Below are 22506 nucleotides of genomic sequence, written 5' to 3'. Positions count from 1 at the left end.
GGAGCCCTGTCATGGCACACGCGGCACCCACCGTCTCGAGGTGGCACGGGCAGGCGGCCGGCACCGAGAACCCGAGCAGGGGCCAGCTGATCCGGGCACTGCTCCTCGGACTGGTCTACGGCGTCTGGGCGGCCTTCATGAAGCGCGACACGGGCCCGGTCGACGCGGCGAACGTCTTCTACGGGATCCTGTGCGGCGTCCTCTTCGCCGCGATCATGTTCACCCTCGCTCGCGTCGGACCACGGCTGATGCGGGAGCTGCACGCCGCGGCGTACGGCGCGTTCGGCGGGATCGCCGTGGGTTACCTGTACAGCCTGGCCGACCACACGATCCTCCGCTCTTCCTGGGTGGGACTGCTCAGTGGCATCGGCGTCGGGCTGGCGGCGTTCTACCGCTACTACACGCGCGAGCCCTGAGCCGGAAGCCGAAACGGGCGCCGGTTCCCGCACGGGAACCGGCGCCTCTCCGTGCCCCGGGTCTCAGTCCTCGGCCGAGGACTCGGAACCGGTGGCCGAGCCGGCCACGGCGGCCACGGCGGCCCCGGCGGCGCCTCGGGCGTCCTCGCCATCGGCCCCACGGCCCGGGGACTTCGGGGCCGGCGGGGTGCAGCGGGTGACCTCGGCGCGGAGCATGGCGTTCAGGGCGGCGTACGGGTCGATGGGCATGCCGGAAACCTCACGGTGTTCGGGGGTGTGTGGGCGGTACGCGCTGCTGCTCGGCCCTCTCAGCAGCGCAGGACCACATCCCGCACCGTCCCCGCGGACAGCATGGGCCCGGCCGTCCCGTACGAGTCGGCGCGCACCGCCTCACCGGCGTGTTTCACGTGAAACACCGGCCGCGGCAGCTGCCGTACACCCGGCAGCCCGCGCACGGCCAGGCGTACGGCGATCCGTACTTCGGGATCCGCGGCCGGATCGGACTCCCCTTCGGCGGGGGTGCCCGGCTCGCTCGGCGCACCGGAGCCGGTGCGCTCGGCCGCGGCGGCGGCCGCCGCGGCCGTCGTGGCCGTCGTGGCGGCGGGACCGGCCGCGAACAGGCAGAGCAGCACGACACAGGCCGCCGAAAGGGCCCTGGCCAGTGCCGTCCGTGCATGCCGTGTCCCGCTCATGCGAGGGGTCTGCCCCGACACGCCGGCCAACTCCCCGACCGGACCGCAGAAGCCCCCGACCGGGGGACGAAGACACCCCCCTCGGCTGACAGAAGCCGAGGGGGGTGCCGGCGTGCGGGGCGGTCGGGGGCGCCGGCGGCGTCAGCCGGTGCGGTGCTGGCCCGTCAGCCGGGCCAGGACCGTGGTCTCGCCGCTGATCAGCCGCAGTTGGGCCCGCCCGGGCCGCTGGCCGCGGCCGCTCACCCCGGTGGGTGAGACCCGGTCGACGGTGAAGACGGCGGTACGGCGGTCCGCGCGCGGGATCTCGATGGTCAGCCCCCGCCGCAGCTCGGCGAGACGCAGGTCGGCGGTGGTGACCACGGCGGTGCCGGCTGAGCCGGGGGCCGGGCTGTCGTGGTCCCAGGAGGTCTCGGCCCCGTCCCCGCCCAGCGGCAGGTCGACCCCGAGGCTCGCGATGTGCAGCCGCAGCGGCCGCGCGGCCCGCATGGGCGTGAGGGCGGTGGCCCGCGCGGGTCGGGCCCCCCTGCCCGGGATGTGCTGCCCGGCGTGCTCCAGCTGCTCGACGAGCCGGCGGTGGCCGGACAGGCCCAGCGCGCGGGAGGGCAGCGCGTCGGCGGCGGTGGCCGCCGTGGGCCGCCCGCCCTCCGTACTCCGCAACATCCCTATACCGGCGCCCAGCAGAGCCACTGTCAGCACGCCGACCACCCACTTGGCGCGGGGCATGGAATTCCCTCCTGGTCCGATTCCCCGGCTCAGGCAGCCGGGTCTCCTGAGAGCAGTGGAACCCCTCGCTGCCCGTCAGTACCGGTACAACGTCGAAGACCGATGACGCGTCACAGGCATGTCGATGCCACGGCCCGGACGTCTTCGCAGTTGGTGGCGGGTGAACCGGCCGTGTTCCGAGGATTGCGGGAGATACGGCCGAACGGGTGGCACGGGCCGAACGGGCGGCACGGATCGAACGAGTTGAACGGGTCGAACGAGTTGAACGAGTTGAACGGAGGGGACGGCGCGCCGGCTAGCGCGGCCGCGCACCCCCGCCCGGTTCGCTGAGGATCAGCTCGGCCATCCTCAGCAGGCGCCGGACGTACGTGTGTGCCGCGTCGTGCGGGTACAGCAGCGAGGTCCACCGGCGCAGGCCCGGCAGGCAGTCCGCGACCAGGTCGAGCCGGTGGCGGTCCAGGCGGCCGCCGGCCGCGAGGTACGAGGAGACGTGCCCGCACACCACGAGGTCGAGACCGAGGGCCATGGCCGCCCCCGCCGCCTCGGCCGGCAGTTCGGGAAACGGTCCGGCATGTGCGCGCCAGAGCCGGGCGACTTCGTGGACCGCCGCCCCGTGACCGTCGGGACCGGGCCAGCGAGGCCCCCGGAAGAACGCCGCGTCGGCGGCCGAGGGGCGCTGCCGGTGCAGGATCCGCTTCTCCTCGCGCCGCCGTTCGGCGAACGCGGCGCGCTCGGCGATCCCCGCGTCGCGGCTCGATTCGAGCTTCTCCAGTGCCCGCAGCAGGGCGTCCCCGTCCCGGTCCAGGTCCCCGGCGGTGCCGAGGTAGGACCAGGTCGCCTGGAATCCGAAGGGCTTGAACAGCACGATGGCGCTGCGCAGTGCGCTCCGCCGGTGGGCGTGCGGCAGCGTGTGGTCCCGCACCCGCCGGGCGTACACGGTGAAGCTCATGGGCCCGGCCCTACGAGGCCCTCAGAAGACCACGAACGCAGCCGCCGCCGCCCCCATGAGGGCGGCGGCGAGGTGCACGGCCGGGTGGCCGTGGTCGCCGAACCAGAGGTGGCGGGCCAGGCCGCCGAGGGCGGCCAGGGCCGTGATGATGCCGACCTGGGCCAGCAGCGTGACGGCGGTGAAAGGGGCCAGGAGCAGCAGAACGGTGCTGAGCCAGAACGGGACGGCGCCCGTCCAGCCGCGCCATTCCCAGATCGCCGTCTGCATGTACCACCGGCCCCCTCATCGTCAGCTCGCGGGCTGTACAGCCTCCTTGGGCGCAGCGGCCGGGACAAGGGACCGTTCGGCTAGAAAACCGAAGGCCAGGCCGAAAGTCGACCACATCGCGACCTGGATGGCCAGGGTCGCGAGGCGGAACTGCCAGATCAGGGTGGCCGGGAAGTCCGCCGGGACCTCGTTGATGCCGGGCAGGGACGCGTAGGCGATGGCGACCGCCGCGACGAAGCCGACGGAGGCGACGACCGACGCGTTCCAGTTCCCGAGCCGGGGCGCCAGGCGCCGGCCCAGGATGAGCGCGCCCGCGGACAGCAGCGCGCTCAGCGCGATCATCAGGACGTAGAGGGTGGTCCTCCGGACGACGGTGTCGGGGTCCCCGACGGCCGGCGGATTGGACGGGTACTTGAGGAACGGCACCAGGTTGAGGGTGACGAACAGGCCGCCCGAGACCAGCAGTGCCGTGGCCCGCGGGCCGAAGCGGCCGATGCGGCCCAGGGCGTAGCAGAACACGAGCGCGGCGATACCGCCGAGCGCGACTCCGTACAGGAGCGTGCCGGTGCCGAGGCCGGCCGTGGCCTGGAGGGCCCGGCTGACCGGGGCCATCTCCTCGCCGTGGTCGTGGCCGGCGGAGGCCGCCTCCTCGATGGCGATCGCCGCGTCGACCTTGGACTCACCGAGGACGTACGCGACGAGGAAGGCGGCCACACCTGCGAGCAGACCGGCCAGCATGCCCCGGACCAAAAGGACGCGGGGGGAAATGGAGTTCATGCGTCGGTTCTTCCCTTGCAGAGAGGGAGATCAGTGGCAGGGGAAGCCGAGGAGGTGGCGACCGTCGTGCATCCACTCGTGGACGGTGTTGCCCTCGAAGAGCGCGGTGGCGCCCTGCTCGGCACCGACGAGGTAGAGCAGGACCAGCATGAGTACGCCGACGAACAGCGCCCAGGGGGCGAGCGCGGAGAGCGAAATCGGGGCGACGGCAGGGGCCGTCGTGGGCACGGCGGAGTGGGCCATGGCAGAACCTCCAGAGGGAACACGCGTCCCGGTCAGTGGTGCTCGCGACGACATGGCGGGTCTGACTTTCCCTCCCCCTCCGGGAGGATTCACAGTGGCGCGACCGTGCCGGATTTTCACCGGTGCTTCCGTCATACCGTCGTCTTTTTTGGTTGTCGTCCGAGACCGTACCGCGTTTAGGCTCCCCTTATGAAGAGCGCCGTGGTACGAGTTCAGTTCGTGAGACGCCCGTTCGACGAGGTTTCGCGGCAGGCGCGCTTCGGCCACGGCGACCTCTGCCCGGGGTACGAGGGCCTGCGCGGCCCGGACACGGGGGTGTGGGCCGGGCGGACTCTGGGCGAGGTCTCCACCGAGGATCCGGCCGCCGTGCAGCGGTGGCTGACGGACCCCGACTACGCGCCGCCCGGCGGGGAGTCCGTCACCGCGCTGATCGCCCGCGTCGGCGCCGCCCTCGCCGGGCTGGCCGCGGGCACGCATCGCGCCGTCGTCGACCAGGCCGTCGTACGGGCGGCCGTGGTGTACGCGCTGGAGCTGCCGGCCGCCGCGTTCTGGCGCCTCGACGTACGGCCGGACACGGTGACCACCCTCACCGGGCGGCTCGGGCGTTGGAACCTCCAGGTCGGGCAGCCGGTGGAGAGGCAGCCGGAGGCAGCGGAGGGACCCGCGGACGGGACCAGCTGACAGGACCAGCTGACGGGGCAGCAGAACGGCCCGGACCCCCGCGACGCGGTCCGGGCCGAACCGGTGCAAGAGGCAGGAAGACGTCGGCCGCTACGCGGTGATCCAGTCGCTCGTCGCGATCACCGGCTGCACGCCGTCGCGGTGGACGGTGCCCTCGATCAGGCCGTACATCCGGTCCGCCGCGAAGTAGACCTCGTTGTCGTTCTTGAGGCCGAAGGGCTCCAGGTCGACGAGGAAGTGGTGCTTGTTGGGGAGGTTGAGGCGTACCTCGTTGACCCGCGGGCAGTTGTCGAGCACCCGCTCGGCCATCTGGTTCAGGGTCTGCTGGAGCGAGTACGAGTAGGTCTCGGCGAAGGCTTCCAGCATGTTCTTGCGGACCTTCTTGTACGACTGGTCCCAGTCGAACGCGGCGTCGTCGGCGGCCAGCGCCGAGTGCGCCCAGCGCGCGGTGACCTTGGTCGCCAGGATGCGGTCGTACGCCTCCTGGAGCGTCGTGTACTTGTCCTTGATGTAGCCGTGGAACTCGGAGTTCGTCGAGTTCATCACGGTGAGGTCCTTCAGGCCCGAGATGACCTGCAGGCCGGTCGTCTCGCTGTACGTGATCTGCGCGGTACGCACCTCCTGGCCCTTGCGGACGAAGGAGTGCTGCTCCTTGCGCGTCGGTACCGGGATCCGCTCCCAGGCGTACTCCTCGATCCGGATCTGCGCCTCGCGGATCGGCGACTGCGAGGAGACGAAGTGCTTCGCGAGCAGGATGCCGAAGGCCTCGGGGGAGGCGATGCCGTGCTCCTTGCCGAAGGCGTACACCGTGTTCTTGGTGGTGTCGGTCGGCAGGCAGTTGGCGTTGTCGCCGGTCAGGTGGACGTCGCGGAACTCGCCGCGGAGCGCGACCGAGACGTTGAGGTCGCGGATCTCGTGCCAGGATCCTCCCCCGGACTCCGTCCGGGAGGTGCCCCCATGGCCCTTGCGGGTGACCTTGACGATGCGGTTCTCGGCCTTGCCGTACTGGTTCTGCGCCAGGACGTGCTTGCTCATGGTGTCTTCCTTCGGTGCCTCGGGAACACGGAGTCCGGTGGTCTGGATCCCGTACGCCCGGCGTCCAGCGCCCGCCCCCGACCGCAGGACGTCCCGCTCCCCGCCGTTCGGCCCCGAGGGGCCGCCCCGGGACTGACGTGCATCCCGGTCCGTAGGTGCTGCTTCGGATTGCACCATGCGCGAGGGGCCATGTTCCCCGTACAGATCATCCGAATACCGGCACCCACGGATTGGGCGACCCCACAGACCCGCAGGTCACAGCCCCGCATCCGTGCAGCGAACCGGGCTCACGCCATGTGCGCGTCCGCTACCGACAGGGCCTCGTCGAGGATCGCCAGGCCCTTGGCCACGTCCTCCGGGGTGATGTTGCAGGGCGGCGCGATGTGGATGCGGTTGCCCGCGGTCAGCGGCCACAGCCCGCCCTTCTTGCAGGCGGCCCCGAACGCGGCCATCGGCGCGTTGTCCGCCCCGGAGGCGTTGTACGGGACGAGCGGCTCGCGCGTCTGCCGGTCCCGTACGAGCTCCAGGGCCCAGAACGTGCCCAGACCGCGGACCTCCCCGACCGAGGGGTGCTTCCCGGCGAGGGCGCGCAGGCCCGGCCCCAGCAGCTCCGCGCCGGTGCGGGCGGACTGCTCGACGATGCCCTCCTCCTCCATGACGTTGATCGTCGCCACGGCGGCGGCACAGGCCAGCACGTGCCCGGAGTACGTCAGCCCGCCCGGGTAGGGCCGGCGGGCGAAGGTCTCGGCGATGGCGGCCGAGATGGCGACCCCGCCGAGCGGCACGTATCCGCTGGTCACGCCCTTGGCGAAGCAGATCAGATCGGGGGTGACGCCCCAGTGCTCGGAGGCGAACCACGTCCCGGTGCGGCCGAAGCCGACCATGATCTCGTCGAGGATGAACACGATGCCGAAGCGGTCGCAGAGCTCGCGGACGCCCGCCAGGTAGCCGTCCGGGTGCACGAGCACGCCGGGGGCGCCGCCGACGGTCTCCAGGATGACCGCGGCGATGGACTGCGGGCCCTCGAAGACGATGGTGTCCTCGAGGTGGCGCAGGGCTCGCTCGCACTCCTCGGCCTCGGTGGCCGCGTAGAAGGGCGAGCGGTAGGCGAAGGGCCCCCAGAAGTGCACGACGCCGGCGGTCGCGCTGTCGTTGCCGAAGCGGCGGGCGTCACCGGTCAGGTTGATCGCCGTGGAGGTGGCCCCGTGGTACGAGCGGTACGCGGACAGCACCTTGGGCCGGCCGGTGTGCAGCCGGGCCATGCGTACGGCGTTCTCGACGGCCTCGGCGCCGGCGTTGGTGAAGAAGATCTTGTCGAGGTCGCCCGGGGTGCGCTCGGCGATCAGCCGGGCCGCCTCCGAGCGGACGTCGACGGCGAAGCCGGGCGCGACGGTGCAGAGTTTGGCCGCCTGCTCCTGGACGGCCGCCGTCACCTTGGGGTGCTGGTAGCCGATGTTGGTGTAGACGAGGGCGCTCGAGAAGTCGAGGTAGCGGTTGCCCTGGTAGTCCCAGAAGTACGAGCCCTCGGCCCCGGCCACGGCGAGCGGGTCGATGAGTTCCTGCGCCGACCAGGAGTGGAAGACGTGCTTCCGGTCGGCGTCTTTCACGGCGGCGAGCGCGTGGGCAGCTTCTGCGTTCATGTCCTGAGCGTAGTTGTCCATGATGTGGACCCCTGGGAGGGCCGGGACCCCGGCCGCCGCGTCCGGGCGCGCTCCTGGGACCGGTCCGGTGGCGGATCGGGTCCGGAAGGGGCTGTCGGCGATCTGCCGGCGGCCGCTCAAGAGCGTGTCCGCGCGGCCGCTCATGGTGACGGCGTCACGAAGGCGCGACCATGGCGCGAGCGGGCGATCGGTCTCCGGTTCGCCGAGCCCGGCGGGTACGAGCGGACGGCCCGCGCTCTTCGTATGGCTTATGGGCCGTCAGTACGGCGAAACCTCCAGGGCAGTTGGCGCATGATCCGGTTAACGTCCATGCGTGTATTGACGATTGCGACGCGAGGACGTGACAGGTGAGCGAACAGGACACCCTGGCCCGGCGCTTCGAGGAGCACCGCCCTCAGCTGCGGGCCGTGGCCTACCGCATGCTGGGCTCGATCAGCGAGTCCGAGGACGCCGTACAGGAGGCGTGGCTGAAGCTGAGCCGCTCGGACGTCACCGCCGTGGAGAATCTGGGCGGCTGGCTGACCACCGTGGTCGGCCGGGTGTGCCTGGACATGCTGCGGTCGCGCAGCACGCGGCGCGAGGATCCGCTGCAGGACCGGGACGGGTACGTCCGGCTGCCCGACCCGGTCGTCACCGGGCTCGCCGGCATCGATCCGGAGCACGAGGTTCTCGTCGCCGACTCCGTGGGCATCGCCCTGCTGGTGGTCCTGGAGACCCTGGCTCCCGCCGAGCGGCTCGCCTTCGTCCTGCACGACCTGTTCGCGGTGCCCTTCGACGAGATCGCCCCGGTCCTCGGCCGTACCGCCGCCTCCACCCGGCAGCTCGCCAGCCGCGCCCGCCGCCGCGTCCAGGGGGCGGCGCCCACCCCGGACGCCGACCTGGTGCGCACCCGGGAGGTCGTGGAGGCCTTCCTCGCCGCCTCGCGGGGCGGGGACCTGGAAGCGCTCGTCGACCTCCTCGACCCCGATGTCGTGGCCCGCTCCGACGGCGGCACGCTGCGCCCCAGCGTGGTCCGGCGCGGTGCGACGGACGTCGCCTCGCAGGCGATCACCTTCGCCCGGTTCGCCGCGGCATCCCCCCACCCGGTCTTCGTCAACGGCGTCCCCGGGGTGCTCGCGATGGCGGAGGGCAGGCCGCTGTCACTCATGGCGTTCACCGTCAAGGACGGCAAAATCATCGCGCTCGACATCCTCACCGACCCGGAGCGCCTCGCGCGGATCGACCTGGGGTCCGTCCTGGGCGACTGACCCGCACACGCCGAACCGGGCCGGTTCCGGTCTTCTTGAGGATCACCAGCGAATCCTCGGTGGACTGGGAAAGCTTGCATTGATTCGAATATCAATAACCGGCTTGATCGTCAGTATCTTTGCCCGAACCCTTGCGCTTCCTGGGCGGCTTGGGCAGGATCTGGTTCCTGTTCAGCCGCCCGGTTGTGCGAACCGCAACCGGGTCGGCTCACCGAGGGCCGGGAACGCCACCGCGAAGCCGCCCGAATTCCGACGCGCCGGGCATCCCCGCGATCTGCCCCCTCCCCATTCCCCTCCCCGCCCCATTCCCCTCCCCTTTTTCTTCTTCCGGCATCCCCTTCCGGTATCCCCTTTCCACCCGCCTCCGCCCGCCCGACACATGGCGCGGGTGTCCGAGGCGAACGCCCGCGCAGTCGGCCCGCCGGTACGCCTCCAGGAAAGACGTGATCGTGAACAAGCACTCTGGTGCCGGAGGGAGTCTGCGGGCCGACGCGCTGGGCACGTTCGACTCCGTCGTGATGGCCGTGGCGGGCTGCGGCCCTGCCTACACCATCGCGGGCACCTTCCCCGCGCTGATAGCCGCCGTCGGTGTCGCCGGACCGGCCGTCCTCCTGTACTGCGCCCTCCCCGTCCTCGGCATCGCCCTCGCCTTCCGCCACCTGGGCCGGCTCGACCCGAACGCGGGCGCCTCGTACTCCTGGACGGGCCGGTCGCTGCACCCCTTCCTCGGGTTCCTCAGCGGCTGGGCGCTCGTCGTCTCCGCCACCGTGTTCATGGCCTCCACCGCCCTGCCGGCCGGCGCCGCGACGCTGTCCCTCTTCGGGTCCGGGGCGCCCGGCCACACCGCCCTGGCCACGGCCGTCGGCGCGGGCTGGTTCCTGCTCATGGCCGGCGTCGTGATGTACGGCGCCCGGATCAGCGCCCACGCCCAGACCGCCATCACCGGGGCGCAGCTCGTACTGCTCCTGGCCTTCGCCGTCACCGCCCTGTCCAAGGACGGCAACGTGGCGGACTTCTCCCTCTCCTGGTTCGGCTTCAGCCACTTCGACGGCCAACACCACTTCGTGACCGGCGCGTTGATCGCCGTGTTCGCCTACTGGGGCTGGGACGTGACCGGCAACCTCGGAGAGGAGACCCGGGGCGGGCGGCGCAGCTCGGGATTCGGCGGGGTGATCGGCGTCGTGACGTGCTTCGCCCTGTTCGTCGTCTTCACCCTCTCCGTCAACATCCTCGTCGGCACCGACGTGGTACGGCAGAACCCCGAGTCCTTCCTCACCGTCCTCGGCGACGCGGTCTGGCCGGGCTGGGGCGGCCGGCTGCTGGTCCTCGCGGTGCTGCTCTCCACCGTCGCCACGCTGGAGACCTCGCTCATCCAGGCCACCCGCACCCTGTTCTCCATGGGCCGCGACCGCACCCTCCCCCCGGTGTTCGGCCGCATCCACCCCCGCCGGCAGACGCCGTGGACCGCCACCCTGGTCGTCGCGGGCGTCGCGCTCGCCTTCACCATCGCGGTCAACACCGGCTCCGGCGCGGGTCCCGGCTCCGGGGCGCGGCTGCTCGCCGACGCGGTCAGCGGTGTGGGCCTGCTGATCTGCTTCTACTACGGCCTCGCCGCGTTCTCCGCCGTCGTGGTCCACCGCAAGCAGCTGTTCGCGTCCGCGGGGAACCTGCTCCTCATCGGCCTGTGGCCGCTGTGCGGCGGGCTGTTCATGGTGTGGATCTTCGTGCAGTCGGTGACCGAGCTGAACGCCCTCGCCCTCGGCATCGGGCTCGGCACACTCGTGCTGGGCGTCGTGCCGATGCTGAGGTACCGGCGGCGCGGCCGCTCGTACTACGAGCCGGTCCCGCTGGACCCCGAACGTGCCCGGGCCGTGGACGCCTCGTACGGAGTCACCGACTCCGAACCCTCCTCCCGGGGCGGCTCCGGCCGGCCCGAGGAACTTCTCACCGACTTCTGATCCGATGGTCCGCTGATCCGAGGAGGGTCCTGTCCGTATGGCCATGGCCTGGAAACGCCGCCGCCCCACGGCGGCACCGCACTACGATCCGGCATTCGGCGACAAGGCCCTGTCGGAAGCCTGCCAGGACGTCGCCGTCGGCCGCTGGCAGGGCCTGCGCGACCTGCTCGCGGCCGGTGCGCCCCGTGACTGGGACCGGCGCAGCCACCGGATCCGGCTGCTGGCCAACTCCGCCGCGGACCGGCGGGTCGTGGAGGCCTGGCAGGCCTCCGAGCCCGACAGCCCCGACGCGGTCGTGCTGCGCGCGGACATCGAGGTGATGCGGATGTTCGCGGTCGCCCGCCGCGGGACGATGCCGGCCGTGAACCGCCTCGACTGGACCGCCCGGATCTGCCTGCACGCCTCCGAGGTCGCCCCGGAGGACCCCCATCCGTGGGTCTCGCTCGTCACCCTGGCGCGGCTGTACGAGGGCGGGCACGCGGCCATGGGGCGGTGGTGGCAGGAGCTCTGCGCCCGCGACCCGTACCACCGGGAGGCGCACCACCAGGGGCTGCGCTACATGTCCGCCCGCTGGCACGGCTCGCACGGCCAGGCGTACAACTTCGCGCGGGACCGCGCGGCCGCCGCCCCGCTGGGCTCGCCCCTCGCGGTCCTGCCGCAGGTGGCCCGGGCGGAGCAGTACCGCCACCGGGCGGAGAGCGAGGGCAGGAACACCCTGGACCTGCTGCACCACTGGAGCGGTGACGCGGGACTGTGGGACCTGCGTACGACGATGGAGCGCTGGATCGGATCCCGTACCACCCCGCAGGCCCAGGACGTGGCCGACCTCAATCACCTGGCCCACGGCCTGGTCCACGCCGACATGCTCACGGAGGCGGCCACGGTCTTCGACCTCCTGGACGGCCGCGCCACCCGGATCCCGTGGGCGTACACCGGCGACCCGGAGGAGCAATACGTCCGCTGGCGCGCCCGCGCCCGCTGACCACCGCAATGACCCCGGGCCCGCACGGCTCGGCCGTGCCCTCCCCGGGCCCGGCCACAGCCGCCACCGCGGCCGTCCTTGCGCACACTGAACCATGCCGTCCCCACCGTCTCCCGTGCTCAGGGCCAGGAGGGCCGGCAGTTCGGCGAGTACCCTTCTTCGCGGACGTGGCGACCTTCCAGATCGTCCCCTCCGGGCCCGTACGACGCCGCCGTTCGGCGGCCGTGGGACCGGCCGCCTCGAGGGTGACGGATGCGAGGGAGTTCATGTCCGTCGCGCTGGTTCCGGCTCGGTCGCCGGTGCTTCTCGATTCCTGACGGGTCTGGTGACCTGCTTGGCCACGCACGACGGCATCCCCGCCGCACCGTCCGCCGCCCGGCGCCGGAAGATGCTGGGCGGCATGCCGACCAGCTCGGTGAAGCGGGTGCTGAAGGTGCCCAGCGACGAGCAGCCGACGGCGAAGCACACCTCGGTGACGCTGAGGTCGCCACGACGCAGCAGCGCCATCGCGCGCTCGATGCGCCGCGTCATGAGATAGGAGTACGGCGACTCACCGTAGGCCAGCCGGAATTGGCGGCTCAGGTGTCCGGCCGACATGTTCACGCCGCGGGCGAGCGCCTCGACGTCCAGCGGCTGCTCGTACTCCCGGTCGATCCGGTCGCGCACGCGGCGCAGTCGCGCGAGGTCGCTCAGGCGCTGCGCCGCGGTCAGTGCGCTCATCCAGGCAGGGTGACACATATGGGGACTCCGCTCAGCGAAGTTCTTGGATGCGGATCAGGTTGCCCGCGGGGTCGCGGAAGGCGCAGTCGCGCATGCCGTACGGCTGCTCGGTCGGCTCTTGGACGACCTCGGCGTCCGTGGCCTGCACCTTCTCGAAGGTGCCGTCGAGGTCCGGGGTGGCCAGCAGGATCCAGCCGTAGGTGCCCTTGGCCATCATCTCGACGATGGTGCGGCGCTCGTCCTCGGTGACCCCGGGGTCGGCGGCCGGCGGCGCCAGGAGGATGGACGTGCCGGGCTGGCCGACGGGGCCGACCGTGATCCAGCGCATCTTGCCCTGACCGACGTCGCTGCGGACCTCGAAGCCGAGGGCGTCGCGGTAGAAGGCCACGGCGGCGTCCGGGTCGTCATGCGGGAGGGCGGTCGTGTGAATGGTGATGTCCATGACCATCACGCTAGCTGCGGGGCGTTCGCCGGTGCTTCTCGATTCCTGACCGGTCCGACCGGGCCGCCCTTTCCGCCGCGCACGACGGCATTTCCGTACCTCCCCCGCCCGGCCGGCTGCGTGCCGGAGGGGCGCGCCCGGCCCGGGCGGGTGTCAGCGGCCGGAGGTGCTCCAGCGGGTCTCGCCGTCGACCAGCGTGTCGGATGCGGTCAGGCCGAGGGCCCGGGCGACGCCCGCGGACGCGGCGTGCTCCGGGTGGACGTACGCGGCCAGGGCCGACACCTGATGGGAGCTCAGCCATGCGGCCATGGCCTGGGCCCCCTCGCGGGCGTAGCCCCGGCCCTGGTGTTCGACCCCTGTCACCCAGGCGAGCGAGGCTTCAAGTCCGCCGCTTTCCGTCCGGTACAGGGTCGCTTGAACCGTTCCGACCAGCCGGCCGTCCTCCACCCGGCGCAGCATCCAGTTCAGCCAGCCCTGGCTTCCGTCCGGCGACCGGCCCGGGGACTGACGGGCGTACCTGGCCTGCAGTTCCTCGAGCGAGCTCGGCTCCCCGCCCGTCCAGGTGTGCAGCCGGACGTCGTCGAGGACCGGGAAGGCCTCCTGCGCGTGCTCGGTGCGCAGGGGTTCAAGCGAGAGCCGAGGCGTCCTCAGCTGATCCGCGACCGGCCAATGAGTGGACGAAGTCATCCGGGAACACTAGTCGTCCTGGTGCGCACCACCACCACATTGATCCGGTCGGACCACCGACCGCATGAGGAGGCTCGGATGACCAGGCTCAGATGACCACCGAGACCGCAGATCTGTTCCTGGCCGACCCGCTGCTCGACGCCGAGCTCGGCGCGGCGGCTCTGGAGGCAACCTGGCCGCGGACACGCCCTGGGCGGCCGGGGGCACGGTGCGGACGTCGACCGGCCTGCGGCTGCCGCCCCTACCCCGCCCCCGCCGGGCCATCGGAGACTTCATGGCCTTGACCCTTCTGCGCCGGGAACCGCGGATCGGCCGCTTCGAAGACCACACAGGGCTGGAATCCCGCCCGCGCGCAGGCGCGGTCAAGAGTGGATGGCGGCGTTTCGCCGACCCCCGCGTGGCAGCGGTGTCCGGCGGTCGTGTGGCCGGGCTGGCCACCGCACGCTTCCCCGCATCAACAGGCCGCGGCCGATTCGCTCGTCCGCGCAGCACGGTCCGGCGCTCCGAACCACTGCGACAGGGCGTCGGCGAGCCGGTCCCCCGTACCCGCCGTATCCCCCGTACCCGCCGTGTCCGACGCGTCCCCGGCGCCGGCCGCCCAGGCGGTGAATCCGTCGGGGCGTACGAGCAGCCCGGCCAGCTCCGGTCTGCCGGGGCAGGCGGCGGTGGCGACGCGCACCCGCTCGCCGTACCCCTCGGCCTCCGCCCTGAGCCCCGCGTCGTCGGCGAGATCGAGCAGCAATCCCCGCCCGTCGTGGAGCAGGTCCGCGAGGCGCGTCCCGTCGGCGAGTTCGAGGTCCGGGGCGCTGCGGCCGACCAGTGGATGGCTACCGGGGAGGTCGTACCGATGCGAAACCCCGGAGATCTTCTTGGCGAAGTACGTGGTGCCGGCGACCGACTCGGTCAGCTCGGCGACAACGCCGCGCAGGGCGCGGGCCTGCGGTTCGGGCCGCATCAACGCGACCTGTGCCCGGGTCCATTCGAGCACCCAGGCCCCGATCGGGTGCCGTTCGGCCGCGTACGAGTCCAGCAGCCCTTCCGGTGCCCGGCCGCGTACGACCGCAGCGAGCTTCCAGCCGAGATTCATCGCATCGCCGATGCCGAGGTTCAGCCCCTGGCCGCCGAAGGGTGAGTGGACGTGCGCAGCGTCGCCCGCCAGGAGGACCCGGCCCGCGCGGTAGTCGGCCGCCTGGCGCGCGTTGTCGGTGAAGCGGGTGGCGGTGCGCACGCCGGTGATCGTGACCTCCGCCCCGGAAACGTGTCGCAGACTCGCCTGCAACTCCTCTGCGGTGACTGCCGCTTCCCGGTCGGCCGGCGGCCCGTCGAACTCGACCGTGAGGATGCGACCGGGCATCGGCCCGTGAACGTACGTCCCGGTGTCCGTGTGGTTCCAGCCGGGCCGGAGGGCTTCGGACCCGGTCATCTCGACGAGTGCCTGGTGACCGGTGATCTGCGGATCCGTACCGGGGAAGGCGAACCCGGCGAGCTTGCGGACCGTGCTGCGGCCGCCGTCGCAGCCCACGAGCCAGTTCGCGCGCATCTTCTCGGCCCACCCGTCGGCTACCCGGGCCACGCGGACCTCGATCCCGCCGTCGTCCTCGTCGAACCCCGTCAACTCCGTGCCGCTGTGCAGCTCGACGCCGAGCTGCCGGGCGCGCTCGGTGAGCAGCCGTTCAACCTCCTGCTGGGGTATGAGGCTGACCCCTCCAGCGGGACCGGCGTTCATGAAGTCCGAGTCGGTCGCGTCCAGCAGTTCCCCGCGCAGCATGATCCCGGCGAAGTGCCCGGCGAACTTGGACGGCTTGTGAGGAAGCTGTCCGTTCGCCTGCGTCCCCCGTTGTGCGCGTACGAACGCCTGGAACCGCTCGACGGAGCGCTGCTGCACCTCGGCCAGCGCGGGCAGCATGCCGCGCCGGTAGAAGGCTTCGGCGGTCGACGTGTTGATCGCCCCCGCCTTGATGGTCTGATCCACTTCGGTGCGGCGCTCGACGACCGCCACGCTTGCGCCACCGAGCCGGAGCTCGCAGGCGAGCATCAGTCCGACCGGGCCGCCTCCGGCCACCACTACGTCAAAGTCCGAGTCCATGGAGCTCACTATAGTCACTAAAACTTTAGAGTCGCTATAATGTTCTTTATGACCGAGGAAACTGAGAGGCATGGCTCCGGAGAGCCCGTGGCCGACCAGGCGTTGACATTGCGCGAGCGCAAGAAGCGCGAGACGCGGCAACGGATCTCCGACGAGGCGACGATGCTGTTCGCGGAGCGCGGCTTCGACCAGGTGACCGTGGCGGAGATCGCCAAGGCCGCTCATGTCTCCACGATGACGGTCTTCAACCACTTCCCCCGCAAGGAGGACCTCTTCCTGGACCGGATCCCCGAAGCCGTCGAGCTCTTCACGGCTGCGGTGCGAAACCGTCCGGCCGGCGAGTCCCCCCTGGCAGCTCTGCGCGCTCTGCTGCTCCAACTCCTGGACCAGCGCCATCCACTGGCGGCGGTGAGCGACGATTTCCCGTACTTCTGGCGCGTCGTGCTGGACTCGCCCGCCCTGCGGGCGCGGGCGCGCGAAGGCGTCGAGGAGGTGGAGGAGGCGCTGGGGGACGCGATGGCCGAGACTGCCCCCCGCGGTGACGGCCCCGACCCCCGCCTCGCGGCGGCGCTGACCGTCGCCGCGTACCGAGCCGTCTACGTCACCACAGCCCGACGCCTGCTCGCGGGCGAGCGCGCGGCCGACGTGGCCGACGACCATCGGTCGCGCGTGCAGGGTGCATTCGACGTGCTGGAGCGTGCACTTCTCGCGGCGCGCTGACGGTCTGTGACCTGGGCCCCGCGCAACCGTGTGCCCCGAAATTCCGGGCGGCGAACCATGCTGTTGGCCGTGCGGCGTCGAGCGGGCATAAGACCGGTGCCTGCTGTTCGGGTGATCCGGTCAGGCAGCACGGCCTTCGCGGCCGGTAGCAGGCACCCGGTCTGCGGGTCCTCGGGCAATGTGGGCACCGGGTCGGTCCGGTAAGTCTCTCGGACGTGCGCCGGACGTGCGCCGGAGGCGTGCCGGGCGTGGCCGCAGGCCCGTGATCCGTCCATGTTTCGGCGCGTTGGCGCGGTCGTGCTGACGATCACCTTGGCCTCGGACGGCCCCGCGAGAGGCGGGGAGCAGCTCTTGCGGCGAGTGCGACTACTGCCTTCTGGGAAGGGGAGAGGCCATGCCACCCACTGAGGAGCGGGATCCCGGCGTCCAGCAGTGGCGCGCCGACTGCGAGCGGGAGGCAGAGGTAGACCTCGCCGGCGCGCTCTCGGCAGCGGAAGCCGCCGCCCCGGTCGAGTCTCTGGACGTTGTCGCGCGCATGCTCCGGGACCGTCTGCACGCGGGCACGGTCTCGTTCCTGATCGTGGACTTCAACGGAACTTCGGTGGTACGGCTCGGTGCGGCCGACGACGTCAAGTCCGACGAGCCCCCCGAACGCATTGCTCTTCCTGGAACCCTCTACGGGGACGTGGTGCGGACACAGCGGCCGGCCGTGCAGCGGGAGGGCGCCGGACCGGTCAGGGTTGTCGCACCCGTCACCAACCGCGGCGACGCGATCGGCCTGCTGGAGCTTTTCCTCCCTGATCACCCGGATGAGGATGCGATGAGGCAGATCAGTGCCACCGCGCATGCCTTGGCCTACATCGTCATCGCGAACCGGTCCTTCACCGATGTCTACCAGTGGGGCCGCCGTACGCGGCCCCTGAACCTGGCGGCCGAGATCCAGCACCGGCTCCTTCCCACCTCGCTGGCATGTGAGGCGGCCCAGTTCACGGTCGCCGGAGCGCTGGAACCGGCGACGCACGTCGGCGGCGACACCTTCGACTACGTCGTTGATCGGGACACCATGCAGCTCTCCGTCACCGATGCCATGGGCCACGACGTGGAAGCCGCGCTCCTGGCCACCCTGGCCGTGGGTGCGCTCCGCAGGGCCAGGCGTGCCGGCGCCGAGCTCGACGAGCAGGCTCTCGAGGCCAACCAGGCAGTCTTCGACAACGGCCGGCGGGGCTTCGTCACCGGGCAGCTGCTGCACGCCAGCCTGCTCGACGGGGCCACTGAGTTCGTCAACGCGGGACACCCCTGGCCGCTGCGCCTGAGGCACGGGAGGATCGAGGAGATCGTTCCCGAAGTGGATCTACCGTTCGGTATCCACCGTCGTGCCGCCTATCGGGTGCAGCGGCTGGACCTGCGGCCGGGTGACCGGCTTGTCATGCTGACCGACGGCATGCTCGAGCGCCGCGCTGTGGAGGTCGACCTGCCCTCCCTGATCGTGCGCACGGGCGATCTCCACCCCCGCGAGGCCTCCCGGGCCCTGGTCGCAGAGGTGCTGCGCGCCCACGGCGGCCGTCTCCAGGACGACGCCACGGTGATGTGCCTGGACTGGCACGGCACCCACCAGGACAAGCGCAGCGCTGACGCCGGGGCGGACCTCACAGAAGCATCAAGTGCCTGAATAGCACTCCGTCCAAACCGGCTTGCAACGACGACCGGACGGTGACGGTCGAAACGGGGTGGTGGCGCTGACGCCGCCCCTTGGGCGCGGCCCGCCCATACCGGCCGGGCACCGCTCACCTCAGGCCGAGGCCGGCGGGTCGGACGATTCGGCGGCGCGGCGGTATTCCGCGTTGATGCGCTGGGCTTCCTCAAGCTGGTCTTCGAGGATGATGATGCGGCAGGCGGCCTCGATGGGGGTGCCCTGGTCGACGAGTTCCCGGGCCCGGGCGGCGATGCGCAGCTGGTAGCGGGAGTAGCGGCGGTGTCCGCCCTCGGAGCGCAGCGGGGTGATGAGGCGGGCTTCGCCGATGGCGCGGAGGAAGCCCTGGGTGGTGCCGAGTATTTCGGCGGCCCGGCCCATCGTGTAGGCGGGGTAGTCGTCGTCGTCGAGACGGCCGAACGAATCGTCTGCTGTCATTGAACCTCTCTCATGGAACGCGTGGAGGGGCCCTGGTGCCATATGACACCAGGGCCCCGAAGGAACTACTACACCATCTGCCGACCCTAGTCCTGCGCCGGCCTTCTGTTTCCGCCGACCCGGCCACGATGCTGCCGGGAGTACGGGGATCGCGGTTGCTTGACCGGAGACCACCTCACTATCGATGTCCTGCGGTACCCGGGCTCAGACTTCCGCCCGGGCGATCCTGATGGCGCTCGGTTCCTCCGTTCTTCCCTCGGTGATCAACTACTTGTTAAACGGGGACTGCGAACTGCGAACTGCTGGCACTGCTCCTACTGCGAACTCTCAGTGACCTCACATGGCGCCACTCTTCGGCAGCCAGCCCCGTCGCCCGTCCTGCGTCTGCTCTGGCTTGGAACCCCACTGCCGAACTTCCCGGTGCGCGCGCCCGCAGCCGACGCCTTCACCGAGGTGCTGCTCACTACTTCACTGCTGGGTACTGCGAACTGCACTTACATGTACTGCCACTGCGTCAACTGCGGTACTGCTCACGGCGGCCCCTGATCATTGCGGGCCACCCGGTCCGGTCGTCAGCCCCGTTGCCTTCCTGCAACAACCCTGGCTTCGGAACTCCACCACCGGACCGTCCTGCGCACTGCAACTGCGGATACTGCTGCCCGGCAGTTCGTCTCTGCCAGGCCCTGCTGTCTCTCTGGGCTACGAGAGAAACCATAACCACGACACAGCTCAATGTCTACTCCGGCCGTCATAGATTTTCGCGTGGCGGGTGATGAGGTAATCGGCCTCGAGCACCCGGTCGAACCGTGCGTGCCTCATCGACGGTCAGGCCAATGTGCGCACGGAGCCGGGACCGTGGTAGCGGCCCCGGCCCCGTTGCGTGTCCGCGCCCAGTCGGCTCCGATCAGGCGACGGTGCGCTGAGGCCGGTGCAGTTGCGCCTGCCCGAAGAGGAGTGCGTAGTCGTCGGGGAGCCGCTGGAGGATGCGGGCGAGGAGGTCGTGTCCGGCGAGTGCGGTGACGGCGGCGAGGACGGCGCCGGTGTCCCAGCGGGCGATGGCTGGGCTGCAGTCGCTTCGTGAGGCCATGTCTTTGATGAAACCCCAGCCGGTGAGGTTTTCGGTGTCGGGGATCTGGGCGGTCAAGGTGAGAGCAGCCTCGACGGGCAGGCACTGCGCGAGGTCGACGCGCTCCTTGCCGGTCAGTTGGCGGCCGAGGGCGGCAAGGACCTGGTGGACGGCTTCCGCGGCGCGTTCGCGAGTGGGGTAGGCGCCTTCGTAGCGCACGCGTTCCAGCATCTGTTCGAACGTCACGGCGGGTGTGGACCGGTTCGCTCGTGGCTGGTCGTACATGGCTGCGCGTGCCTTTCTCTGCGAAGGGTCCGGCCGAGGGCCGAGGGCCGAGGGCCGGGGGTGGTCAGGTGGGCTGGGGGTGGCCGAAGAGGAGGCCGTAGCCGGGTGGTAGCTGGAGGAGGATCTCGCGGGTGAGGGCATCGCCCGCGGTGGCGGCTGCTGTGGACAGGACGGCGCCGATGTCCCACAGGGCCGTCTTCTCGGTGGCGCCCTCGATCCAGGCGGCGGTCGCACGGACGAACCGTTCCGGTGAGAGCGGCTCCGCCGCCTGTAGCGGGTTGAGGAGGATCAGGGCGTACGTCTCCGGGAGTCGGGCGGCGAGCTTGGCCCGTACGGTTCCCACCAGGTGTGCGCCGAGCAGGGCCAGGACGACGCGGGCAACCCGGTCGGCTTCCTCCGTGGTCGCGTACTCGCCGCGTTCCCGGACATGGGTCAGGAACGACTCCCTGCGTATCGACATCACGTCACCTCCGGTGAAGGGGTGAAGGGTGCGGAGGGCGGGTGCCGGAGGGGGAAATCAGCTCTCCCGCCCTCCGCGACCGGCTGAGGGGGGACGGTTCAGTCGGAGATCTGCTTGCGGCCGGATCCGGCGCTGATGCTGACCTTGCGGGGCTTGGCGCGCTCGGCGATCGGGATGCGCAGGGTCAGGACACCCGCGTCGTAGTCGGCCTGGATGCGCTCGGTGTCGAGGGTGTCTGCGAGGACGATCTGGCGGGAGAAGACGCCCAGGGGCCTCTCGGAGAGCTCCATCGTCACGGAGTCGGCCTTGGCGACCGGGCGGCGCTCCGCCTTCACGGTCAGCATGTTCCGCTCGACGTCGATGTCGATCGCCTCGGTGCTCACACCGGGCAGGTCGAAGGCGATCACGTACTCGTCGCCCTCGCGGTAGGCGTCCATCGGCATCACCGACGGCTTCGACCAGGTCCCGGACGTACCCGACAGCTGCTGGACGATGCGGTCCATCTCGCGGAACGGGTCAGTGCGCATCAACATCGCGAAACACCTCCAAGTTGGTTCAGGCAGAAACTGCCAATGCGCTTCAACGTGTTTCCGTTGTAGCATGTCATCGAAGCGATGACAAGCAAGGCGTCATCTGGAGGATGACAGAGCGACGGAGAGTCCCTTGAACGAAGCCGCCACGCCGGCCGCACCGGTCCCCTTCCGCGCCGCCGCCGCGGCGCTGGAAGCCATCAACCAGTCCGTGAAGGACGCGCAGCGATCCTCCGCCCGGACGCCGATCACCGCGGAGCCACCCGCTGCCGACGCGGGCCCGCACCCGGCCCTGGCGGCCCTGCTGATGCTGCGTGAGATCCGCGAGCAGCTCGCCGGCTGGGAGAGCGGGCTGATCGAAACCGCCCGCGGACAGGGTGCGAGCTGGGCCGACCTCGCCGGCCCCCTCGGGGTCGCCAGCCGCCAGGCCGCCGAACGCCGCTACCTGCGGCTGCGCCCCGGCACCCCCGGCTCCACCGGAGAAGAGCGTGTCCAGGCCACCCGCGACACACGCGCCGCCGAACGCACCGTCACCGCCTGGGCCCGCGACAACGCCGCAGACCTGCGCCGCCTCGCCGGCCAGATCACCGCCCTCACCGACCTCCCCGACGCCGCCGCGGCGGCCGTCGGCGAACTGAACCGGGCCCTCGCCGACAACGACGCAGCCCGCCTCATCCGGCCCCTGGCCGATACCCGGCCTCACCTGCGCCCCGCGGACTCGGCCCTCGTCGATCACCTGGACGCCATGACCCGGCACACCGACCACCTCCGCCAGGACAGCCACGACCGGCGCAGCACCTGACCTCGCATACGCACCGCACCGCACCGCACCGCACCGCACCGTGCCGACGCCGCGCAGCCGCGCTGGTCGTGCCCCGGCATGGACAAGATCAGGGCCGCGCAGCAACAGCTGCGCGGCCCTGATCGGTATGCCTCGGACCCCGCCGACATCGCAGGCGTCCGCTGTTCTGGTCGAGCGGCACGTGAAGCGGCAGAGGCAGCCTCACGTGCCGGTCTCGGTGCCCACGGGTGGGGTGGGGTGGTGAAGGTCAGGCCGGGGTGATGTTCTCGGCCTGGGGGCCCTTCTGGCCCTGGGTGACGTCGAAGGTCACGGCCTGGCCTTCCTGGAGCTCGCGGAAGCCCGAGGAGTTGATCGCAGAGTAGTGGGCGAAGACGTCCGGGCCGCCACCGTCCTGGGCGATGAAGCCGAAGCCCTTCTCCGCGTTGAACCACTTCACAGTTCCCGTAGCCATATCCATGCCTCCCAGTCGATGAACGCCTCCCACAACGTGCGGAAGGCGGAGGTGATCGCCCTGGTTCCTGCGGCACAGCACAGCAAAACACCCACGCCGAGGCGTGGGCAAAGGGGAACTTCCGAACCACGACAGCTGACGCAGACGCTACACGCCCGCAACGGGCTGTCACCAGAGGGAAGGGGCGTGTCACGACCCCGACACGGGCGGGTGGGCGTGCCCGCCGAGAGCAGCGGGCCCGCCTGCCTCAGGCCGCAGTCCGTGTATGCGCCTTGGCCGCTGCGCGACGGTACTCGGCATTGACGCGCTGCGCTTCCTCGAGCCGGACTTCGAGCAGCACGATGCGGCAGGCGGCCTCGATGGGGGTGCCCTGGTCGACGAGTTCGCGTGCGCGGGCGGCGATGCGCGTTCCATGGGGCCCGCATCCTGCAGGGCACAGTGGGGATCCCGGAGACGGGTGGGACGTACCGCGTCTCGATCGCGGATGCCAGCGCCTGG

26 protein-coding genes and 1 pseudogene are annotated in these 22506 nt (G+C 71.1%); 8 read left to right on the top strand and 19 right to left on the bottom strand.

What is annotated here, in order from left to right; genetic code table 11:
• Window positions 1-11 precede the first annotated feature (11 nt).
• Window positions 12-416 (top strand): hypothetical protein, encoded by a 405-nt coding sequence (locus AB0I68_RS06060; protein WP_363175975.1) that lies wholly within the window; start codon window positions 12-14, stop codon window positions 414-416.
• A gap of 63 nt (window positions 417-479) precedes the next feature.
• Here AB0I68_RS06060 and AB0I68_RS06055 read toward each other — a convergent pair whose 3' ends face one another.
• The 7 genes from AB0I68_RS06055 to AB0I68_RS06025 all read right to left on the bottom strand — a co-directional run bounded on the left by AB0I68_RS06055 (window position 480) and on the right by AB0I68_RS06025 (window position 4067).
• A complete protein-coding gene (locus AB0I68_RS06055) occupies window positions 480-665 on the bottom strand; it encodes a hypothetical protein (RefSeq protein ID WP_363175974.1) in 186 nt (61 codons plus the stop codon).
• Between the two features lie 59 nt (window positions 666-724).
• Entirely contained in the window at window positions 725-1108 is a 384-nt protein-coding gene (locus AB0I68_RS06050; RefSeq protein WP_363175973.1) for a hypothetical protein, read from the bottom strand.
• A 141-nt stretch (window positions 1109-1249) separates the two neighbouring features.
• Window positions 1250-1831, bottom strand: a complete 582-nt coding sequence (locus AB0I68_RS06045) for a class F sortase (RefSeq protein WP_363175972.1) — start codon at window positions 1829-1831, stop codon at window positions 1250-1252.
• Between the two features lie 295 nt (window positions 1832-2126).
• Window positions 2127-2780 carry a hypothetical protein gene (locus tag AB0I68_RS06040; RefSeq protein WP_363175971.1) on the bottom strand — a complete coding sequence of 218 codons (654 nt, stop codon included), beginning with the start codon at window positions 2778-2780 and terminating at the stop codon, window positions 2127-2129.
• Window positions 2781-2801: 21 nt separating this feature from the next.
• Entirely contained in the window at window positions 2802-3047 is a 246-nt protein-coding gene (locus tag AB0I68_RS06035) for a hypothetical protein (RefSeq protein ID WP_363175970.1), read from the bottom strand.
• 21 nt (window positions 3048-3068) lie between these two features.
• Window positions 3069-3824 carry a CbtA family protein gene (locus tag AB0I68_RS06030; protein WP_363175969.1) on the bottom strand — a complete coding sequence of 252 codons (756 nt, stop codon included), beginning with the start codon at window positions 3822-3824 and terminating at the stop codon, window positions 3069-3071.
• A gap of 30 nt (window positions 3825-3854) precedes the next feature.
• Window positions 3855-4067 (bottom strand): CbtB-domain containing protein, encoded by a 213-nt coding sequence (locus AB0I68_RS06025; RefSeq protein ID WP_363175968.1) that lies wholly within the window; start codon window positions 4065-4067, stop codon window positions 3855-3857.
• Window positions 4068-4286: 219 nt separating this feature from the next.
• Between AB0I68_RS06025 and AB0I68_RS06020 the strand changes: the two genes are divergently transcribed.
• Window positions 4287-4748, top strand: coding sequence for a histidine phosphatase family protein (locus AB0I68_RS06020; RefSeq protein ID WP_363175967.1), 462 nt, complete (start codon window positions 4287-4289; stop codon window positions 4746-4748).
• Window positions 4749-4838: 90 nt separating this feature from the next.
• On the opposite strand, the gene pucL is transcribed toward AB0I68_RS06020, so the two are convergent.
• Together pucL and AB0I68_RS06010 are read right to left on the bottom strand one after the other, a co-directional pair.
• Complete coding sequence (gene pucL / locus AB0I68_RS06015) at window positions 4839-5783, bottom strand: factor-independent urate hydroxylase (protein WP_363175966.1); 945 nt, start codon at window positions 5781-5783, stop codon at window positions 4839-4841.
• A gap of 287 nt (window positions 5784-6070) precedes the next feature.
• A complete protein-coding gene (locus AB0I68_RS06010; RefSeq protein ID WP_363175965.1) occupies window positions 6071-7423 on the bottom strand; it encodes an aspartate aminotransferase family protein in 1353 nt (450 codons plus the stop codon).
• Between the two features lie 368 nt (window positions 7424-7791).
• Here AB0I68_RS06010 and AB0I68_RS06005 point away from each other — a divergent pair, with 368 nt between their 5' ends.
• From AB0I68_RS06005 to AB0I68_RS05995, 3 genes are all read left to right on the top strand, one after another.
• On the top strand, window positions 7792-8691 hold the full coding sequence (locus AB0I68_RS06005) for a sigma-70 family RNA polymerase sigma factor (RefSeq protein WP_363175964.1): 900 nt from the start codon (window positions 7792-7794) through the stop codon (window positions 8689-8691).
• A 449-nt stretch (window positions 8692-9140) separates the two neighbouring features.
• A complete protein-coding gene (locus tag AB0I68_RS06000) occupies window positions 9141-10649 on the top strand; it encodes an APC family permease (RefSeq protein ID WP_363175963.1) in 1509 nt (502 codons plus the stop codon).
• Window positions 10650-10686: 37 nt separating this feature from the next.
• Window positions 10687-11631 (top strand): hypothetical protein, encoded by a 945-nt coding sequence (locus tag AB0I68_RS05995; RefSeq protein WP_363175962.1) that lies wholly within the window; start codon window positions 10687-10689, stop codon window positions 11629-11631.
• Window positions 11632-11895: 264 nt separating this feature from the next.
• Here AB0I68_RS05995 and AB0I68_RS05990 read toward each other — a convergent pair whose 3' ends face one another.
• The 4 genes from AB0I68_RS05990 to AB0I68_RS05975 all read right to left on the bottom strand — a co-directional run bounded on the left by AB0I68_RS05990 (window position 11896) and on the right by AB0I68_RS05975 (window position 15566).
• A complete protein-coding gene (locus tag AB0I68_RS05990) occupies window positions 11896-12351 on the bottom strand; it encodes a helix-turn-helix transcriptional regulator (protein WP_363175961.1) in 456 nt (151 codons plus the stop codon).
• Window positions 12352-12382: 31 nt separating this feature from the next.
• A complete protein-coding gene (locus AB0I68_RS05985) occupies window positions 12383-12793 on the bottom strand; it encodes a VOC family protein (protein ID WP_363175960.1) in 411 nt (136 codons plus the stop codon).
• 153 nt (window positions 12794-12946) lie between these two features.
• A complete protein-coding gene (locus AB0I68_RS05980) occupies window positions 12947-13480 on the bottom strand; it encodes a GNAT family N-acetyltransferase (protein WP_363175959.1) in 534 nt (177 codons plus the stop codon).
• 454 nt (window positions 13481-13934) lie between these two features.
• Window positions 13935-15566, bottom strand: coding sequence for an FAD-dependent oxidoreductase (locus AB0I68_RS05975; RefSeq protein ID WP_363175958.1), 1632 nt, complete (start codon window positions 15564-15566; stop codon window positions 13935-13937).
• A gap of 48 nt (window positions 15567-15614) precedes the next feature.
• On the opposite strand from AB0I68_RS05975, the gene AB0I68_RS05970 reads away from it, so the two are divergent.
• A complete protein-coding gene (locus AB0I68_RS05970; protein WP_363175957.1) occupies window positions 15615-16286 on the top strand; it encodes a TetR/AcrR family transcriptional regulator in 672 nt (223 codons plus the stop codon).
• Window positions 16287-16680: 394 nt separating this feature from the next.
• Window positions 16681-17955 (top strand): PP2C family protein-serine/threonine phosphatase, encoded by a 1275-nt coding sequence (locus AB0I68_RS05965; protein ID WP_363175956.1) that lies wholly within the window; start codon window positions 16681-16683, stop codon window positions 17953-17955.
• 120 nt (window positions 17956-18075) lie between these two features.
• Here AB0I68_RS05965 and AB0I68_RS05960 read toward each other — a convergent pair whose 3' ends face one another.
• From AB0I68_RS05960 to AB0I68_RS05945, 4 genes are all read right to left on the bottom strand, one after another.
• A complete protein-coding gene (locus AB0I68_RS05960; RefSeq protein WP_363175955.1) occupies window positions 18076-18414 on the bottom strand; it encodes a MerR family transcriptional regulator in 339 nt (112 codons plus the stop codon).
• Window positions 18415-19318: 904 nt separating this feature from the next.
• Window positions 19319-19765: a DUF2267 domain-containing protein gene (locus AB0I68_RS05955; protein WP_363175954.1), complete on the bottom strand. Its 447-nt coding sequence runs from the start codon at window positions 19763-19765 to the stop codon at window positions 19319-19321.
• A 64-nt stretch (window positions 19766-19829) separates the two neighbouring features.
• The gene (locus AB0I68_RS05950; protein WP_363175953.1) at window positions 19830-20225 is read right to left on the bottom strand and encodes a DUF2267 domain-containing protein; all 396 of its coding nucleotides are present in this window, start codon (window positions 20223-20225) and stop codon (window positions 19830-19832) included.
• A gap of 98 nt (window positions 20226-20323) precedes the next feature.
• Window positions 20324-20758, bottom strand: coding sequence for an Hsp20/alpha crystallin family protein (locus tag AB0I68_RS05945; RefSeq protein ID WP_363175952.1), 435 nt, complete (start codon window positions 20756-20758; stop codon window positions 20324-20326).
• A gap of 130 nt (window positions 20759-20888) precedes the next feature.
• Between AB0I68_RS05945 and AB0I68_RS05940 the strand changes: the two genes are divergently transcribed.
• Window positions 20889-21557, top strand: a complete 669-nt coding sequence (locus AB0I68_RS05940) for an HSP18 transcriptional regulator (protein WP_363175951.1) — start codon at window positions 20889-20891, stop codon at window positions 21555-21557.
• A gap of 247 nt (window positions 21558-21804) precedes the next feature.
• Here the strand turns inward: AB0I68_RS05940 and AB0I68_RS05935 are convergent, their stop codons facing one another.
• Window positions 21805-22008: a cold-shock protein gene (locus tag AB0I68_RS05935; RefSeq protein ID WP_030242128.1), complete on the bottom strand. Its 204-nt coding sequence runs from the start codon at window positions 22006-22008 to the stop codon at window positions 21805-21807.
• A 247-nt stretch (window positions 22009-22255) separates the two neighbouring features.
• Window positions 22256-22414: pseudogene (locus tag AB0I68_RS05930) on the bottom strand (MerR family transcriptional regulator); the annotation flags it as partial.
• Window positions 22415-22506: the final 92 nt, after the last annotated feature.

This window comes from Streptomyces sp. NPDC050448 (assembly GCF_040655295.1).
GTDB lineage: Bacteria > Actinomycetota > Actinomycetes > Streptomycetales > Streptomycetaceae > Streptomyces.
This window is presented reverse-complemented; position numbering and strand designations above follow the sequence as displayed.